Origin of the sequence: Microbispora hainanensis (assembly GCF_006874475.1) — a bacterium.
Taxonomy (GTDB): domain Bacteria; phylum Actinomycetota; class Actinomycetes; order Streptosporangiales; family Streptosporangiaceae; genus Microbispora; species Microbispora hainanensis.
This window is the reverse complement of the sequence record NZ_VIRM01000003.1, coordinates 129,188-146,123: the sequence shown is the minus strand read 5'-3', so window position 1 is coordinate 146,123 and position 16,936 is coordinate 129,188. Positions and strand designations below refer to the sequence as shown.

The 16,936-nt window shown below is 72.9% G+C and carries 17 protein-coding genes and 2 pseudogenes; 15 read left to right on the top strand and 4 right to left on the bottom strand.

The window, feature by feature from the left end; genetic code table 11:
• Window positions 1–6 precede the first annotated feature (6 nt).
• Together FLX08_RS03620 and thiI are read left to right on the top strand one after the other, a co-directional pair.
• Window positions 7–656 (top strand): annotated as a pseudogene (locus tag FLX08_RS03620) (response regulator).
• A gap of 245 nt (window positions 657–901) precedes the next feature.
• Window positions 902–2,098, top strand: coding sequence for a tRNA uracil 4-sulfurtransferase ThiI (gene thiI / locus FLX08_RS03615; RefSeq protein ID WP_142616738.1), 1,197 nt, complete (start codon window positions 902–904; stop codon window positions 2,096–2,098).
• Window positions 2,099–2,161: 63 nt separating this feature from the next.
• Here thiI and aroF read toward each other — a convergent pair whose 3' ends face one another.
• Entirely contained in the window at window positions 2,162–3,211 is a 1,050-nt protein-coding gene (gene aroF / locus FLX08_RS03610) for a 3-deoxy-7-phosphoheptulonate synthase (protein ID WP_142616737.1), read from the bottom strand.
• 253 nt (window positions 3,212–3,464) lie between these two features.
• On the opposite strand from aroF, the gene FLX08_RS03605 reads away from it, so the two are divergent.
• Together FLX08_RS03605 and FLX08_RS03600 are read left to right on the top strand one after the other, a co-directional pair.
• Window positions 3,465–4,085 carry a sulfite oxidase-like oxidoreductase gene (locus tag FLX08_RS03605; protein WP_142616736.1) on the top strand — a complete coding sequence of 207 codons (621 nt, stop codon included), beginning with the start codon at window positions 3,465–3,467 and terminating at the stop codon, window positions 4,083–4,085.
• Between the two features lie 27 nt (window positions 4,086–4,112).
• Complete coding sequence (locus tag FLX08_RS03600; RefSeq protein ID WP_244312337.1) at window positions 4,113–5,255, top strand: sensor histidine kinase; 1,143 nt, start codon at window positions 4,113–4,115, stop codon at window positions 5,253–5,255.
• 153 nt (window positions 5,256–5,408) lie between these two features.
• On the opposite strand, the gene FLX08_RS03595 is transcribed toward FLX08_RS03600, so the two are convergent.
• Window positions 5,409–6,776 (bottom strand): sensor histidine kinase, encoded by a 1,368-nt coding sequence (locus FLX08_RS03595; RefSeq protein WP_142616735.1) that lies wholly within the window; start codon window positions 6,774–6,776, stop codon window positions 5,409–5,411.
• Window positions 6,777–6,991: 215 nt separating this feature from the next.
• Between FLX08_RS03595 and FLX08_RS03590 the strand changes: the two genes are divergently transcribed.
• Window positions 6,992–7,723 (top strand): LytR/AlgR family response regulator transcription factor, encoded by a 732-nt coding sequence (locus FLX08_RS03590; RefSeq protein ID WP_142616875.1) that lies wholly within the window; start codon window positions 6,992–6,994, stop codon window positions 7,721–7,723.
• Between the two features lie 33 nt (window positions 7,724–7,756).
• Here FLX08_RS03590 and FLX08_RS03585 read toward each other — a convergent pair whose 3' ends face one another.
• Complete coding sequence (locus tag FLX08_RS03585) at window positions 7,757–8,344, bottom strand: TetR/AcrR family transcriptional regulator (RefSeq protein WP_244312403.1); 588 nt, start codon at window positions 8,342–8,344, stop codon at window positions 7,757–7,759.
• Here FLX08_RS03585 and FLX08_RS03580 point away from each other — a divergent pair.
• From FLX08_RS03580 to FLX08_RS03575, 3 genes and pseudogenes are all read left to right on the top strand, one after another.
• Window positions 8,235–9,060 (top strand): annotated as a pseudogene (locus tag FLX08_RS03580) (ATP-binding cassette domain-containing protein); the annotation flags it as partial. The gene FLX08_RS03585 and the pseudogene FLX08_RS03580 overlap by 110 nt on opposite strands.
• On the top strand, window positions 9,057–9,197 hold the full coding sequence (locus FLX08_RS40375; protein ID WP_167530258.1) for a hypothetical protein: 141 nt from the start codon (window positions 9,057–9,059) through the stop codon (window positions 9,195–9,197). The pseudogene FLX08_RS03580 and the gene FLX08_RS40375, both read left to right, overlap by 4 nt.
• A 17-nt stretch (window positions 9,198–9,214) precedes the next feature.
• Window positions 9,215–9,610 carry an ABC transporter permease gene (locus FLX08_RS03575; RefSeq protein WP_142616733.1) on the top strand — a complete coding sequence of 132 codons (396 nt, stop codon included), beginning with the start codon at window positions 9,215–9,217 and terminating at the stop codon, window positions 9,608–9,610.
• Between the two features lie 505 nt (window positions 9,611–10,115).
• Here FLX08_RS03575 and FLX08_RS03570 read toward each other — a convergent pair.
• Window positions 10,116–10,955 (bottom strand): deoxyribonuclease IV, encoded by an 840-nt coding sequence (locus tag FLX08_RS03570; RefSeq protein ID WP_142616732.1) that lies wholly within the window; start codon window positions 10,953–10,955, stop codon window positions 10,116–10,118.
• A gap of 175 nt (window positions 10,956–11,130) precedes the next feature.
• Here FLX08_RS03570 and uraD point away from each other — a divergent pair, with 175 nt between their 5' ends.
• The 7 genes from uraD (at window position 11,131) to FLX08_RS03535 (ending at window position 16,932) form a co-directional block, all read left to right on the top strand.
• The gene (uraD, locus tag FLX08_RS03565) at window positions 11,131–11,604 is read left to right on the top strand and encodes a 2-oxo-4-hydroxy-4-carboxy-5-ureidoimidazoline decarboxylase (RefSeq protein WP_142616731.1); all 474 of its coding nucleotides are present in this window, start codon (window positions 11,131–11,133) and stop codon (window positions 11,602–11,604) included.
• Window positions 11,601–11,948: a hydroxyisourate hydrolase gene (gene uraH / locus FLX08_RS03560; RefSeq protein ID WP_142616730.1), complete on the top strand. Its 348-nt coding sequence runs from the start codon at window positions 11,601–11,603 to the stop codon at window positions 11,946–11,948. The genes uraD and uraH overlap by 4 nt, the downstream gene beginning before the upstream one ends.
• A 1-nt stretch (window position 11,949) precedes the next feature.
• Window positions 11,950–12,822: a factor-independent urate hydroxylase gene (pucL, locus tag FLX08_RS03555; RefSeq protein WP_142616729.1), complete on the top strand. Its 873-nt coding sequence runs from the start codon at window positions 11,950–11,952 to the stop codon at window positions 12,820–12,822.
• A gap of 3 nt (window positions 12,823–12,825) precedes the next feature.
• Window positions 12,826–13,683 (top strand): FAD binding domain-containing protein, encoded by an 858-nt coding sequence (locus tag FLX08_RS03550; protein WP_142616728.1) that lies wholly within the window; start codon window positions 12,826–12,828, stop codon window positions 13,681–13,683.
• A complete protein-coding gene (locus FLX08_RS03545) occupies window positions 13,683–14,195 on the top strand; it encodes a (2Fe-2S)-binding protein (protein ID WP_142616727.1) in 513 nt (170 codons plus the stop codon). Before FLX08_RS03550 ends, FLX08_RS03545 begins: the two co-directional genes overlap by 1 nt.
• A gap of 159 nt (window positions 14,196–14,354) precedes the next feature.
• Window positions 14,355–15,719 carry an 8-oxoguanine deaminase gene (locus FLX08_RS03540; RefSeq protein WP_244312335.1) on the top strand — a complete coding sequence of 455 codons (1,365 nt, stop codon included), beginning with the start codon at window positions 14,355–14,357 and terminating at the stop codon, window positions 15,717–15,719.
• Between the two features lie 43 nt (window positions 15,720–15,762).
• Complete coding sequence (locus FLX08_RS03535; RefSeq protein ID WP_208761240.1) at window positions 15,763–16,932, top strand: glycerate kinase; 1,170 nt, start codon at window positions 15,763–15,765, stop codon at window positions 16,930–16,932.
• The last annotated feature ends 4 nt before the right edge of the window (window positions 16,933–16,936 follow it).

Genomic DNA, 16,936 nt, shown 5'->3' with positions numbered 1-16,936 from the left:
CGGGTCATGGTGGTGGACGACCACCCGATGTGGCGGGAGGCGGTCGCCCGCGACTGGCCGAGGCCGGGTACGACGTCGTCGCCACCACCGGGGAGGGCCGTCAGGCGCTGCGCGTGGCGGCGGCGGTGCGGCCCGACGTGGTGGTGCTGGACCTGCGGCTGCCGGACCTGCCGGGGGTCGAGGTGGCCCGGGGGTTCGGGGCGTCCGCCGCCCCGCCGCGCGTGCTCGTCCTGTCGGCCAGCGCCGAGGAGGCGGACGTGCTGGAAGCGGTCAAGGCGGGCGCCTCCGGCTATCTCGTGAAATCGGCGAGCCGGGAGGAGTTCCTGGACGCCGTACGGCGCACCGCCGAGGGCGACGCCGTCTTCACCCCCGGCCTGGCCGGGCTGGTGCTTGGGGAGTATCGCAGGCTGGCCCACCGGACGGCCGGCCCGGACCGCGACGCCGCGCAGGACGGCCCCCGGCTGACCGACCGGGAGACCGAGGTGCTGCGCATGGTCGCCAAGGGCCTGACCTATCGGCAGATCGCCGAGCGCCTGGTGCTGTCGCATCGCACCGTGCAGAACCACGTGCAGAACACGCTGAGCAAGCTCCAGCTCCACAACCGCGTCGAACTGGTCCGCTACGCGATAGAGAAGGGCCTGGCCGAGCTCGACTAGCGCGGGGTCCACCGACGGAGGTTCCTTCCGGAGCGGTGACCGGCCCGGGTTCCTGGACGCCCCCGGGCGACGACGCGGCAGGGCAAAGAATGGCGGGGCACCGGGTGCTGATCGGCGCTGTCGCGGCGGCGGCATTACAGTGGGAAGCCTGCATCGCCGCGACGCGTTGTCCATGGCGAACGTCCCCTGGCCGCAGCCCTCCCCGGCGTGACGGCCGTCCATGTCCGTTCCGGAGGTTTCCACAGATGACCATGACCGCCCTCGGAGAGCCCTCGGTGCTGCTCAAGTTAGGCGAGGTGGTTCTGAAGGGCCGGAACCGCGAGATCTTCGAGATGCGCCTGCGTGCGAACATCAAGCACGCTCTCAAGGACCACCGGGTCGACATCCGCCAGCGGCACGGGGTGATCGCCCTGTTCCTGCCCGCGGGGACCGAGGTGGAGGAGGCGGAGGCCGTGGCGGCCCGCGTGGCCGACGTGCCCGGCATCGTGCTGGTCCACCTGGCCTGGCGGGTGGCGAAGGACACGGACGCGATCACCAAGGCCGCGATCGAGCTGATCAGGGACAGCGACGAGGTGGCCCGCAAGGCGCGCTTCGCCGTACGGTCGCGGCGTCGTGACAAGCGCTTCCCGTTGCGGTCGAACGAGCTCGACCGCGTGGTCGGCGGGGCGATCAACGACACCTACGGGCTGCCGGTCGACCTGAGCAACCCGGAGCTGACCGTGCACATCGAGGTGGACAAGGACGAGGCGTTCCTGTTCACCGGAGGCCGGCCGGGTCAGGGCGGCCTGCCGGTCGGCTCCAGCGGCCGGGCGCTGGCGCTGCTGTCCGGCGGCATCGACTCCCCGGTCGCCGCCTACCGCATGATGCGGCGCGGCCTGCGGGTGGACTTCCTGCACTTCTCCGGCATCCCGTTCACCACCTCCGAGTCGATCTACAAGGCGTACGCGCTGGTGCGCAACCTGGACAAGTTCCAGGGCAAGTCGCGGCTGTGGGTGGTGCCGTTCGGCAAGGCGCAGCAGTCGATCAGGAACTCCGGCCAGGACCGGCTCGCGGTGATCGCGCAGCGGCGGCTGATGCTCAAGACGGCCGAGGAGGTCGCCCACCGCATCCACGCCGAGGCGCTGGTCACCGGCGACAGCCTCGGCCAGGTCTCCTCGCAGACCCTCGCCAACATCACGGCCCAGGACCACGCCGTGGACCTGCCGATCCTGCGTCCGCTGATCGGCCTGGACAAGACCGAGATCATGGCCGAGGCGCGCAGGATCGGGACGCTGGAGATCTCCGAGCTGCCCGACGAGGACTGCTGCACGCTGCTCGCGCCCCGGCAGGCCGAGACCCGCGCGAAGATCGAGGACCTCAAGCAGATCGAGAAGCGGCTCGACGCCGAGGACCTCGCCGCCCAGCTCGCCGACTCGATCCAGCCGTACAAGCTCGACGTCTGAGCCCCGGTCGGCCCGCCAGAAGCCGGGGACCGCGCAACGCGCTCCCCGGCCCCAGCCGAGGGTTCAGGCGGAGATCGCGGACGGCGTCGTCGCGCCGGTGGTGGCGGTGCGGCCGACCAGCGGGGGGAAGTCGCGCATGACCGCCGCGAGGGCGTCCAGGTCGCCGTTCACCAGGGCCTGCGGGCCGTCGCACAGGGCCTGCTCCGGGTGGGGGTGGACGTCGACGATCAGGCCGTCCGCCCCGACCGCGACGGCGGCCCGCGACAGCGGCAGCACGAGGTCGCGCCGGCCGCCGGAGTGCGACGGGTCCACGATCACCGGCAGGTGCGACAGGCGCTGGACGACCGGGACCGCCGAGATGTCGAGCGTGTTGCGGGTGGCGGGCTCGTAGGTGCGGATGCCGCGCTCGCACAGCACGATGTCGAGGTTGCCGCGCTGGGCGACGTATTCGGCCGCCATGAGCCACTCCTCGATGGTCGCCGTCATGCCCCGCTTCAGCATGACCGGCTTGCCCGCCGCGCCCACGGCCTGCAGCAGCGCGAAGTTCTGCGCGTTGCGGGTGCCGACCTGCAGCATGTCGGCGTACGACGCGACGAGCGCCACGTCGTGGGCGTCCACGACCTCGGTGACGATCGGCAGACCGGTCTGCTCGCGTACGTCGGCCAGGATGCGCAGGCCCTTCTCGCCCAGCCCCTGGAAGGCGTACGGCGAGGTGCGCGGCTTGTAGGCGCCGCCGCGCAGCAGCGTCGCGCCCGCCGCCTTGGCCATCAGCGCGGCCTCCAGCGTCTGCTCCGGCGTCTCGACGGCGCACGGGCCGGCGATCAGGGTGACGGTGTCCGGGCCGATCGGGACGCCGCGCACGGTCACCGTGGAGCGCTGCGGGTGGTTCTCCCTGCTCACGAGCTTGTACTGCGTGGAGACCCGCACGACGTCGGCGACGCCCGGCATGGCGCGCAGGTTCAGCGCGGCGAACTGCTCGACGTCGCCGATGAGGCCGATGATCGTGCGGTTCACGCCGCGGCTCGCGAACGCCTCCCCTCCGGCGGCGGCCACGACGTCGGCGATCGCCTCGACGTCGTCCTGCGTGGCCTCGGGGGCCATGACGATGACCATGATGACTCCTGTCGCTGTGAATCGTGCGGGTCGGGGAAAAACGACGAAGGCCCCGGGTCCGTGTGGACCCGGGGCCTTCGTTCGCCGTGGCTGTCAGCGCAGCGCATGGAGGCGATCGGTCCTCACGGGTCCGTCGCCATACCAAAACGACCAAGCGGTGCGCATGTGACGCAATATAGCGCACGCCCCCTTGATCGTGCCGCATCCCCACCCCCCGGGGGCCGGTGTGGCCGTCCTCCGGGCGGATGGCAGGATGGCGTGCGTGCCGGAGAACCCTGAGGAGGAGACGCGCCTGCCGCCGGGCCAGTACGTCCCACGTGGACGGCCTGTCGTCCACTACGGGCGGGTCCCGGCGTTCCGCCCCGAGACGTGGCGGTTCCAGGTGTTCGGCGCCACGGCCTCGGGCCGGGTCCACGACTTCTCGTGGGAGGAGTTCTCCGCGCTGCCCACGACGACCGTCGTCGCCGATTTCCACTGCGTCACCAAGTTCTCCCTCATGGGCAACGAGTGGGGCGGCGTCTCCACGTCGGTGCTGCTCGACCGCGTGCCTCCGGCGCCCGGCGTGCGTCACGTCATGGTGTGGGCCGAGTACGGCTTCAGCGCCAACGTGCGCATGTCCGACTTCGACCGGCCGGCCACGCTGTTCGCCACACACCTCGACGGGAACCCGCTGTCTCCCGAGCGCGGCTATCCCGTACGGATCGTGGTGCCGCACCTGTACGCCTGGAAGAGCGTGAAATGGGTGCGCGCTATCGAATACCTGACCGAGGACCGGCGCGGCTTCTGGGAGGAACGCGGCTATCACAACGTGGCCGATCCCTGGAAGGAACAGCGCTACTCATACCAGGAGGACCCGGGCGACGGCCCACCGTGAGGCCGCCGAGCGGCTACGGTGTCCGGCGTGTCTTCAGCCGTCTGGGTCACGCTGTGCGCGCTCTGCGGGGTCTGCGGCGGCGCGCTGGGCCGCGCCCTCGCCGGCCGCGGGCCGGCACCCGGCGAACTGCCCGGGGAGGCGATGTTCCTCGCCCTGCGCGTCGCCGGGCTGGCGGCGGGCTCGCTGCGCGCCGGGCTCACCCGCGGCTCCGCCCGTCGCGCCGCGCGGCACCTGCGGACGTTGCTCGGCACCGCCGGTTTGGTGGTCGCCACGGGCGACCGCGTCCTGGCCAGGAACGGCACGGGCGTGCCGGCCGACGAGGCGGTCCTCGCGGAGGTGCGCGCGACCATGGCGGGCGGCAGGCCGCGCCGCGCCTCCGCCGCGGACGGCGACCGGCACGGTGTGGTCGTCCCCCTGATCGTGGAGGGCCGGGCGTTCGGCGCGCTCGCGGCGTACGACACCGAGATCGGCACCGGTCTGATGCGGACGGCGGCCGAGGTGGGCCGCTGGATGTCCGGCCAGCTCGAACTCGCCGAGCTCGACGCATCCCGCAGGCGCACCCTGGAGGCGGAGGCGCGGGCGCTGCGCGCGCAGATCTCGCCCCATTTCGTGCACAACTCGCTGACCACGATCGCCTCGTTCGTCCGGACCGATCCCGAGCGCGCCCGCGAGCTGCTGCTCGACTTCGCCGACTTCATCCGCTACGCGCTGCGCCGGGCGGCCGACTTCACCTCGCTCGCCGACGAGCTGAGCTGCGTCGACCGCTACCTGCTGCTCGAGCAGGCGAGGTTCGGCGACCGGCTGCGTTTCACCGTCCAGGTCGCTCCCGAGGTGCTGCGGGTCGACGTGCCGTTCCTGTGCCTGCAACCGCTGGTGGAGAACGCCATCAAGCACGGCATGCCAGGGGAGGTCCGGGTCGTGATCAGGGACGCCGGGCCGGAGGCGCACATCTGGGTCGAGGACGACGGCGTCGGCATGGACCCCGAACATCTGCGGGCCGCGCTCGCCGAGGAGAGCAGCGGGATCGGGCTGAGCAACGTGGACCTGCGCATGCGCCACCTCTACGGCCAGGACTACGGGCTCATGGTCGAGACGGCGCCCGGCAAGGGGACCCGCATCCGGCTGCGCATTCCCAAGACCCGCCCCCGTCCCGTCCCGGCCCGCACCTGAACCCGCCAGGGGTCACGGTCGTCCGCCCGTCGATGCCACCGCGTCCGGGGCTTGCCTCCGCCGCGAGCAGGTCCCGGCCCGATCAGCGCCGTGAGGGAGTTGACCGCGGCGGCGCGGTTGCCCGTCCAGGCGGGGGAGCGGGCCGGCCGGGGCTCAGCCGGTCAGGAGCGGGAGCCGGAGGACGAACCGGGCGCCGCGCGGGGAGTCCTCGACGCACAGGCTGCCCTCGTGCGCCACGGCGATCGCCCGGCACAGGGCCAGGCCGAGGCCGCTGCCGTGGGGATCGAGCCGCCGTCCCGCCTCCAGGCGGGTGAAGGGTTCGAAGACGCGCTCCCTGTCCTTCTCGTCGATACCGTCGCCGTCGTCCTGCACGACCACCTGCGCCTGGGCTCCGGCGCGCTCGGCGCTCACCTCCACCTGGCGGCTCGCATGACGCTGCGCGTTCACCAGCAGGTTCGTCACGACGCTGCCCAGTTGCACGCGGTTGCCGAGGACCAGCAGGTCGGGCTGGGTCCTGGTGCGCACCGGCGTTCCCGTGGTGCGCGCCGCCGCCTCGGCGCGTACGAGCGCTCCGAGGTCGACCGGCTCGAGCGAGCACGGCGTGTTGCGCAGCCGGGCGAAGGTGAGCAGCTCGTCGATGATCTTCTGCATGCGGTCGGCGGACGGCAGCGACCTCGCGATCGCCTGCCGTGGGTCGATCTCCGGGAAGAGCAGCGCCTCTTCCAGCCCCGTCCGCAGACCGGCGAGCGGCGACTTGAGCTCATGGGACACGACGGCGGCGAACTCCCGCTGCCGCGTGACCGCCGACTCCAGCCGGTCGAGCGTCTCGTTCGCGGTGCGGGCCAGCCGGGCGATCTCGTCCTGGCCGGACGGCTGCGGCACCCGCAGGGACAGGTCGTTGGCGGTGATCTCGGACATCCGCTGCCTGATGGTCTTTATGGGATGCAGGATGCGGCCCGTCGCCCGCCAGGTCGTCCACGTCCACAGAGCCACCAGCAGCACCCCGCCGACGCCGGTGAGGAGCTCCAGCCGCCGTCCGCGCAGGGCGGGCGGCTGGTCGGTGCCGGCGTAGACGAAGTGGGGCTCGCCCTGCCAGAACTCCCGGGACTGAAAGGCCGGAACCCGGGCGGCGGTGAGCATGATGCACGGCTTGCCCTCGGGACACTCGGTCACGTCGTCGATACGGTTGTTCGCGCTCGGCTTGACCGTGCTGAGCGGCCGATCTCCGGCCATGGGCCCGGCCGCCACCACCCGGCCGCGCGAGTCGACGAGCTGGACGAGGGGGACCCGCGCGGTCGGCGTCGGCGGCGGAACCTGCCCGTGCTCCATCATGCCGACCCACTCGGTCGCGACCCGGTGGGTCTCCCGGTAGATCTCGGATTCCAGCCGGTGGCGGATCAGCGGGCACAGGCCGGTGCCGATCACCGTGACGACGAGCACGGACACCGCCGCCACGGTCAGTGTCACACGCGCCTGGATGGAGTTGGCGAGGGGAAGGAACGTGCCGGGCCTGATGCGCATGGAAGTTCCTCGGTGGGCCTGGTCGTATTGTCAACGGTAAGCAGCCCTGGCGGACAAAAGTCCTGTTAGACGCCCAAAGGCCGATAGTTCTACCATGTCTTGGCGGGAAACTTGCCTCGGGCCGCGCCGCGATGGTGGCGGAGAGTATCGGGAATGTGACTTACCGTTCGGTCACCCCTTGCGCGGAGGGCCGGGCACGCGGCACGGTGGACGCCATGCTGCGTGTCCTCGCGGTGGACGACGAGGTCCCCGCCCTGTCCGAGCTCGCCTTCCTGCTCCGCCAGGACGCCCGGGTGGAGCACGTGAGCACGGCGACCGACGGCGGGGCCGCCCTGCACGACATGGTGCAGATGATCGCCGACGGGGTGCGCCTCGACGGCGTCTTCCTGGACGTGCGCATGCCGGGTCTCGACGGCCTCGACCTCGCCCGGCTCATCGGCGGGTTCCCCATGCCTCCCCGCCTGGTCTTCGTCAGCGCGCACGACTGCGCGGTCCAGGCGTTCGAGCTGGAGGCCGTCGACTACCTGCTCAAGCCCGTACGCCCGGAGCGGCTGGCGGAGGCCGTGCGCCGGCTCTCGGCCGCCGTCGCGCCTCCCGGCGCCGAGGGGGAGGACCTGGAGACGATCCCGGTCGAGCTCGGGGGCCGCACGAAGTTCGTGGCGCGGCAGGACGTGTGCTACGCCGAGGCCCACGGCGACTACGTCCGCCTGCACACGGCCGAGGCCGTCTATCTCGTACGGATGTCCCTCGCGGCGCTGGAACGGCGCTGGGCGGGCGCAGGGTTCGTCCGGGCGCACCGCAGCACCCTGGTCAACGCGCGGCACGTCAGCGAGCTCCGCTTCGACGCGGGGCGGGTGGTCCTGCAGGTGGGCGGCGAGACGCTCCCGGTGAGCCGGCGGCACACCCGGCAGGTGCGCGAGCAGCTCGTGCGCCAGTTCCGTCCGTGAACCCGCCGGGCGCCACCCACGCGGTAAGGCATGTCAGGGGCGGGCCGGGGACACGACCATGCCGCTCTCGAAAGCGCGGGTAACGGCGGCGGCGACGCCGTGACGGGGGAGCAGCCCCTTCTCGGCCGCCTCCCAGCCGGTGTAGGTGAGGGCCCACAGCACCTGCTGGATCCACTCGGCGCTGACGCCGGCGTCGAACACGCCCTCGGCCTGTCCGCGCTCGATGAGGCCGACGGTGGTCGGCACCGACAGATCGGGCTCGAAACAGGCCGTGAACTCCTCCAGGACCCGGGGGTCGCCGAACAGGAACGCCAGGCGGTCTCCGGCGTCCACCAGGGCGGCGATCAGTCTGCGCATCGCCTCGAGCGGCGGGCCCTGATCGATGGCCGCCCCTGCCGTCGATTCCTCCACCACCCGGAAGGAGTCGACGACGGCCGCGTTCATCAGGTCCTTCCGGTCCGAGAAGTAGCGGTGCAGTGTGCTGCGGCCGATCTGGGCGGCTTCGGCGATGAACGGCGCGGGCAAGACCACCGCCGTCCGTGTGCCGGCCACGCTCGCGCGGCCCGGCTCGGGCCGCGCGAGCGTGGCCGGGTTCGACGTCGCGCGGCACCCGGCCGAGATGCGCCGCCGCATCGGCGTGGCCGGGCAGGAGGCGGCTGTGGACGAGATCCTCACCGGGCGGGAGAACCTCGAGATGTGGGGGCGGCTCCACCATCTCGCGGGCACTGTGGCGCGCCGCCGCGCCGTCGAGTCCTGGAGCGGTTCGGACTGTCCGAGGCGGCCGACCGGCGGGTCAAGAGCTACTCCGTCGGCATGCGGCGCCGTCTCGACCTGGCCGCCGCGTTCATCCAGGCCCCGCGCGTGCTGTTCCTCGACGAGCCGACCACCGGGCTCGACCCCCGCAGCCGTACGGAGGTCTGGCGCGCCGTGCGCGGGCTCGCCGACGCCGGCAGCACCGTGCTCATGACGACGCAGTACCTCTTCGAGGCCGACCAGCTCGCCCGGCAGATAGCGGTGATCGACGGCGGGAGGGTGATCGCGGACGACACTCCCGAGCGCCTGAAGTCGCTGATCGGCGGCGATCACCTCGACCTCGTGGTGCGCGATCCCGCCCGCCTCGGCGACGCCGCCGCGGTCCTCGGGGGCGTCGCGCAGGCCGAGCCCGTGGCCGACGCGGACGCGCGCCGCCTGACCGCCCCCGTGCGCGACCGGGTCGGGCGCTCACCACGGTCGTACGGGAGCTGGAGCGGCGCGGCATCGAGGTCGAGGACGTCTCCCTGCGGCGTCCGACGCTGGACGAGGTGTTCCTCAGCCTGACGGCGGAGGCGGCCGCATGAGCGCCCTCGCCACCCCGGACGCGCCGCCCGGGTGGGGCGAGCGGCTGCGCTGGACGCTGTCGGACGCCTCGGTCATCGCCCGCACCAACCTCAGGCACTGGGTCCGCAACCCGGCCGCGGTCCGGTCCTCAACCTGACGTTGTATCCGATCGTCATGGTCGTGCTGTTCGGCTACGTCTTCGGCAGCGCGATGAACGTCGCGGGCGGCGGCGACTACCGCGAGTTCCTGATGCCGGGCATGTTCTCCCAGACGATGGCGATGGGGGTGATGACCACGATGACGGTGGTCAGCCTGCAGACCGCCCGCGGGGTGACGGACCGTTACCGTTCGATGCCGATCTCGCGGCCCGGCGTGGTGCTCGGCCGCGCCTTCGCCGACATCGCCAACTCGGTGCTCGAACTGCTGATCCTGCTCGCGTGCGGCCTGGTCGCAGGATGGAGCTGGCACCGGGGGATCGGCCACGCCATGGCCGCCGTGGGCCTGCTCCTCCTGCTGCGCTTCGCGCTCGTCCGGGTGGGGATCTACCTCGGGCTGGTGGCTCACCCCTGAGGCGGTGAGCGCGGCCTGGCTGCCGCTGCTGCCGCTCACGATGCCGGCCAACACCTTCGTCGTGCGCGCGGCTGGACCGGGGGCGTCTTCGTGCGCCCCGATCTACCGCTCGTCGTCTCCCGCGGCCCGCTCGTCGTGCGGGAGCGGGCCGCATGGCGCTAACTAGAGACCGCTCGACCGAAGGGCCATCCCGCCACCCGACTACACCTCGTAGTCTTTCGCACGTCGCAAGACACGCGGGGTAATCACAAAGTGAGCAGGTTGTCACCGAGTGGTTACCTAGCGGGGCCCTACTCGGGGGGGAAGGGCCCCGCCCACGCGTATCGGGGGGTGCGCGGCGATCCGGCCATACGGGGGCGCCGGATCGCCGCGAACGCCCCATCCCCGCTCACCCCGGAAGAGCGCTGCTCACCTCGGGAGAGCCGGTCACCCGGAAACCGCTCACCCCGGAACCCACTGTTCCCGCTGTGACGCGGTGGACCGGCGGGCACCGGGAACGCGCCGGTCAGCCGCCGCGCAGCTTCTTGAGCAGTTCGATGTCCTCGCGGTGCTTGTCCGCCTTGCCGGGCGTCTCGATGCAGATGGGCACCCCCGCGGCCGTGGGGTGGCGCATCAGGTCGCCGAACGGCTGGACGCCGATGTGCCCGGCCCCGATGTTCTCGTGCCGGTCCCGCTTGGAGCCGCAGGGGTCCTTCGAGTCGTTGGCGTGGATGAGCTTGAGCCGGCCGGGGGCGACGTCGTTCAGCGCGCCCATCGTCTCCTTGACCCCGCCCGGCGCGGCCAGGTCGTGTCCCGCGGCGAAGGCGTGGCAGGTGTCGAGGCACACGCCGACCTTGGGGTGATGGTCGAGGGCCTCCAGATAGGGGCCGAGGTCCTGCACGGTCGCGCAGAGCATCTGGCCCTGGCCCGCCATCGGTTCGAGCAGCAGGTCGGGGCCGTCGTCCGGAAGCTCGTCCAGCACCGGCAGCAGGCGCTCGTGGACCTGGCGCAACGCGGCCTCCCGCGGCTGGTTCACGGCCGAGCCGGTGTGGACGACCACGCCGAGCGCGCCGATCTCCCTGCCCCTGCGCAGGGTGTGGCGGGTCACCGCGATCGAGTTCTCCAGGGTCTCCGGCGTCGGCGACCCGAAGTTCACGAGATAGGCGGCGTGCACGAAGACGGGCATGCCCGACTCGCGGAGCTTGGCGTCCTCCGCCGGGTTTCCCTCGCTGAGCGCCCAACCCCGGGGGTTGGTGACGAAGACCTGGATCACTTCCGCGCCGATGTCGGCCGCGTACTTCAGCCCGCCCTTGGCGAGGCCTCCGGTGACGAAGACGTGTCCGCCGATGAGATTGGAAGGAGTCATGATGCTCCCAAGAGTATTGGCACCGGGTAGTGGCGCGGAGTAGTGGCACAGGGCATCGGCGCAGGCTGTTGCCGCCCCCTTTGTCACAACGTACAAAGCGGCCCCCGGAGCGGGGCGCGCGGTTCGGACTTCGCACCGCTGGATTCGCCCCGGGCCCGGCGGTTGACTGACGGGCATGCGCGAACTCAGCCGGGAGGACCTGCGGGCCTGCTGCGCCTCCGCCAGGTGGGCGGAGGCGGTCGCCGCGCGTGGGCCGTTCGGCGACCTCGACGGGCTCCGGCGCGCGAGCGAGGCCGCTCTGGCCGAGCTGACCTGGGACGACGTGCTGGAGGCGCTGGCGGCGCACCCGCGGATCGGCGAGCGTCCTGACGGCCTGGGACGCGAGGCCGCGTGGTCGCGGTCCGAGCAGTCCGGCACCGCGGACGCCGGCCGGGACGTGCTCGGCGCGCTCCGCGAGGGCAACGCCGCCTACGAGAGCCGGTTCGGCCACGTCTACCTGGTCTGCGCGACGGGCCGGGAGGCCGGCGAACTGCTGGCGCTGCTGCGCGACCGGCTCGGCAACGACGAGGAGACCGAGCGCAAGGTCGTCAGAGACGAACTGTGGAAGATCGTCGCGTTGCGGCTGGCCAAGCTCTGGGAGGGCCGGTGAGCCTTTCGACGCACGTGCTCGACACCGCCGCCGGGCGGCCGGTCAAGGACCTGTTCGTACGGCTGTCGCGGCGCGCCGCACACGGGTTCGTGCCGGTGGCGGAGGGCCGCACCGACGGCGACGGCCGCATCCGCGAGTGGACCCCGCTGGGCCGGGAATGGGACCCGGCCGAGGATCCGCGCCCGGGGGCCTACCGGCTCGTGTTCGACACCGGCGCCTACCTGGGGGACGAGGCGTTCTTCCCCGAGGTGAGCGTCGTGTTCGCCATCCGGGAGGCCGGCGAGCACTACCACGTGCCGCTGCTGCTGAGCCCGTTCGCCTATTCGACCTACCGGGGGAGCTGAGATGGCCGTTCTGGGGCCGAACAGGTATGGCAAGGCCGAGACGAGGGTCGTTCGGGTGACCCGGCACGGCGACGCCCACCGGATCAAGGACCTCACGGTCAGCACGTCGCTGTCGGGCGACATGACCGAGGTGCACCTGACCGGGGACAACTCCGCCGTCCTGCCCACCGACACGCAGAAGAACACGGTCTTCGCGTTCGCGAAGAAGCACGGCGTCGGGGCGATCGAGGACTTCGCGCTGCTGCTGGCGCGTCACTTCACGGACTCCCAGCCCGCGATCCACCACGCGAGGGTCGCCGTCGAGGAGCATTCCTGGGAACGCAACGGCGCGTTCGGCCACTCGTTCGTCCGCTCGGGCCGGGAGGTCCGCACCTGCGTGGCCCACTACGACGGGACGGCCTCGTGGGTGGTCTCCGGGCTGCGCGACCTCGTCGTGCTCAACACGACCAATTCCGAGTTCTGGGGCTTCGCCAAGGACGAGTTCACGACGCTGCCCGAGACCCGCGACCGCGTCCTGGCCACCGCCGTGGACGCGGCGTGGCGGCACGCGGACGCGTCCCCGGACGTGACACAGGACTGGGACAAGACCTACGAGAACGCGCGGGCCGCCCTGCTCGCGGCCTTCGCCGACACCTACAGCCTGTCGCTGCAGCAGACCCTGTACGCCATGGGCACCCGGGTGCTGGCCGAGTGCCCGGGGGTCTGCGAGGTGCGGTTGTCGCTGCCCAACAAGCACCACTTCCTGGTGGATCTCGCGCCCTTCGGGCTGGACAACGACGGTGAGGTCTTCTTCGCCGCCGACCGGCCGTACGGGCTGATCGAGGGCACGGTGCTGCGCGAGGACGCGCCCGCCGCCGGCCCGGCCTGGGAGTAGCCGATGGACTTCCTGCGACCGACGGCCTGGCCGGACGCCCTCGCGATGAAAGCCGAGCGGCCCGAGGCCACGCCGATCCAGGGCGGCACCGACGTCATGGTGGAGATCAACCTCGACAAGGGCCGCCCGGCCGCCCTGCTCGACCTCACCGCGATCCCCGAGCTGCGGGACTGGTCGCGGGAGGGCGGCGAGATCCGCGTGGGCGCGGGCGTGACCTACTCCCGGCTGATCGCCGAGCTCGGCACCGAGCTGCCCGGGCTGGCCCAGGCGTCCCGCACGGTCGGGTCGCCGCAGATCCGCAACCGGGGCACGGTCGCCGGCAACCTCGGCGCGGCCTCGCCCGCCGGCGACAGCCATCCGCCGTTGCTGGCCGGCGGCGCGGTCGTGGAGGCCGAGTCGGTGCGCGGCACCCGGCTGATCCCGATCGGGGAGTTCTATACCGGGGTGAAGCGCAACGCCCTCGCCCCCGACGAGCTGATCCGCGCCGTACGCGTCCCGGCCGCCACCGGCCCGCAGTATTTCTCGAAGATCGGCACCAGGAACGCGATGGTGATCGCGGTGTGCTCGTTCGCGGTCGCTCTCGACCCGGGCGGGCGGCGGGTGGGCGCCGGCATCGGCTCGGCCGCGCCGACCCCGCGCCACGCCCCCCAGGCCGAGGACTTCGCGTCGGAGAGACTGGACTGGGACGGCCAGGGCCCGCTCGACCCCGGCGTCGCGCGCCGCTTCGGCGAGCTCGTGGCCGCGTCCGCCGCGCCCATCGACGACGTGCGGGGCCGCGCCGCCTACCGCACGCACGCGCTGGCCGTGATGGCGCGCCGCGCGCTCGGCTGGGCATGGGACGACCTCAGGGGGAGCGCGTGATGAGGGTCAACGTGACCGTGAACGGCCGCCCGATGACGGCCGACGACGTGTGGGAGGGCGAGAGCCTGCTCTACGTCCTGCGCGAGCGGCTCGGCCTGCCGGGCGCCAAGAACGCCTGCGAACAGGGCGAATGCGGCTCCTGCACGGTCTATCTCGACGGCACCCCGGTCTGCGCCTGCCTCGTCGCCGCGGGGCAGGCGGAAGGGCGCGAGGTGGTGACGGTCGAGGGCCTGGCGGTCCCCGATGGGGGGTCCGACGGTGAGCTCGGCGGCGGGCTGGACGAGGTGCAGCGCGCGTTCGTGGACGCGGGGGCCGTGCAGTGCGGCTTCTGCACTCCCGGTCTCGTCGTCCAGGCCCACGCGCTGCTCGCGGGCTCCGACGGGGTGCCGCCGGACGCCGACATCCGCGAGGCCCTGGCCGGCAACCTGTGCCGCTGCACCGGATACGAGAAGATCCTCGACGCGGTCCGCCTGGCCGCCGCCCGCCGCGCGGAAAGCGGCTCCCGCGCGTGACCCGCCGTGTTCACGCCGCGAGGGCGCCGCATGATCCGTGGGGTGTCCTGCCGGCGTCGCGGACGACCCGCCACGCTCTCCGGGACGCCCCGGGGCTGTCGTGCGTGGGTGGCGATCCGCGAGGGGCGGCGTCCGAACTGTCCGCGTACGGGGGTCCCGTTGCCTGAGAAACCGCATCCCGTGGTCATCGAGAACGCCTACGTCGCCCCGGTCGCCGGGGAGGAGATCCCGTCCGGCCACGTCGTCGTGGAGGACGGCCTGATCACCGCGGTCGGCCCCGGCCCCGCTCCGGCCATGCCGGAGGGGGCGGAACGCGTCGACGGCTCCGGCTGCCTGGCCACCCCCGGCCTGGTCAACACCCATCACCACCTCTACCAGTGGGCGTCCCAGGGGGTGACCCCGGACGGCACGCTGTTCGAGTGGCTGGTGGCCAGCTATCGGCTGTGGGCCCGGATGGACGCCGAGGTGGTGGCGGGCGCCGCGACGGCCGGGCTGGCCTGGCTGGCCCTGTCGGGCTGCACCACCTCCACCGACCACCACTACGTCTTCCCCAAGGGCAGGGGAGACCTCTTCGAGGCGGAGATCGAGGCCGCGCGGCGGGTCGGGCTGCGTTTCCACCCCTGCCGGGGGTCGATGGACCGGGGCGCCTCACAGGGCGGCCTGCCGCCGGACGAGGTCGTGGAGGACATCGACGAGATCCTCCGGGCCACCGACGACGCGATCCGGAAATATCATGATCCGTCGTTCGGGTCGATGCTGCGCGTCGCGGTCGCTCCCTGCTCGCCGTTCTCGGTCAGCGGCGAGCTCATGACCCGCTCGGCCGAGCTCGCCCGCTCCCACGGCGTACGGCTGCACACGCACGTGGCGGAGACGGCCGACGAGGACGAGCACTGCAGGGAGCAGTTCGGCGTGCTGCCCGTCGAATACCTCGACCGGCTCGGCTGGCTGGGCCCCGACGTGTGGCTGGCCCACTGCGTCCACCTCACCGACAAGGACGTGCGGCGCTTCGGCGAGACCGGCACCGGCACGGCCCACTGCCCGTCGTCCAACGGACGCCTCGGCGCGGGCATCGCCCGCATCTCCCACCTGCTGGCCGCGGGCGCGCCGGTCGGGCTCGGCGTCGACGGGGCGGCGTCCAGCGAGATGACCCCGCTGGCCGGGGAGATCCGCATGGCCGTGCTCATGCAGCGGGCCCGCTACGGCCCGCGCGCGCTGACCGCCCGCCAGGCCCTGGAGATGGCCACGCTCGGCGGCGCCCGCTGCCTCGGCAGGGAGGCCGAGATCGGCTCGCTGGAGCGCGGCAAGCTCGCCGACGTCGCGCTGTGGCGGCTCGGCGGCTTCCACGCCGCGATCGACGATCCCGTGATCGCGTTCGCGTTCGGCGCGACCCCGCCGCTCGCCCGGCTGCTCGTGGGCGGCCGGACCGTCGTGGACGACGGCGAGCTGCGCACCGTCCCGGGGGAGGAGGCCGCGCGGGCCGGGGTCGCCGCCCACCGCAGGCTCACCACGATGGATCATGTCTGAGGCGTTCCCGGACACGATCGAAGGGCCACAGGTGAGCCACACCATGACAGGACACGTCGTCATCGCACCGGACAAGTTCCGCGGCTCGCTCACCTCACCCGAGGTCGCCGCGCACGTGGCCGCCGGGCTGCGCGCCGCAGGGTCGGGGGACGTTCCCGTCGTCCGGCTGCCGGTGGCCGACGGAGGCGACGGCACCGTGGACGCGGTCGTGGCGAGCGGGTTCACCCGGGTCGAGACGGAGGTGACCGGGCCGGCCGGCGATCCGGTCACGGCGAGCTACGCCGTGCGCGACGAGCCCGGCGCCCGGGTCGCCGTGATCGAACTGGCCGAGGCCTCGGGCCTGCGCCGGCTGCCGGGCGACGCGGTGCCACTGACCGCCACCAGCCGCGGCACCGGCGAGCTGATCGCCCACGCCGTACGGCACGGCGCTACGCGGATCGTGCTCGGCCTGGGCGGCAGCGCCTGCACCGACGGCGGCGCGGGCATGGTCCAGGCCCTCGGCGTGCGGCTGCTGGACGCGGCCGGAAACGACCTGCCCCCGGGCGGGGCCGCGCTGCGCGACCTGCACACCATCGACGCCTCCGGCCTCCTGCGGGGGTTCGAGGTGATCGTGGCGAGCGACGTGGACAACCCGCTGCTCGGGCCGTACGGCGCGGCGGCGGTGTACGGCCCGCAGAAGGGGGCGAGCCCGCAGGACGTGGCCGTGCTGGAGGCCGGGCTGGCCCGGCTGGCGGCCGTCGCCGCGCACACCCACGGCCTGGCGGGCGCCGCCGAGCACGACGGCGTGGTGCGGGCGATGGGCGTGGCCGGGCGGCCGGGGGCGGGCGCCGCAGGAGGGGTGGGCTTCGGCGCGCTGACGTTCCTCGGCGCGGAGACCCGGCCCGGCATCGGCTACCTGCTCGACCTCGTGGAGTTCGACCGCCACCTGGAGGGCGCCCGCCTGGTGATCACGGGTGAGGGCTCGATCGACGAGCAGACCCTGCGCGGCAAGGCCCCGGTGGGCGTCGCCGCCGCCGCGGCCAAGCACGGCGTGCCGGTCGTGGCCGTCTGCGGGCGGCGCACCGTCGGCGACGACGAGCTGAGGGCGGCCGGCATCGACGCGGCGTACGCGCTGACCGATATCGAGCCCGACGTGCGGCGGTGCATGGCCGAGGCCGCGCCGCTGCTGGAGCGGCTGGCGGCGCGGATTGCCGCCGGACATCTCATGACATGAGGAG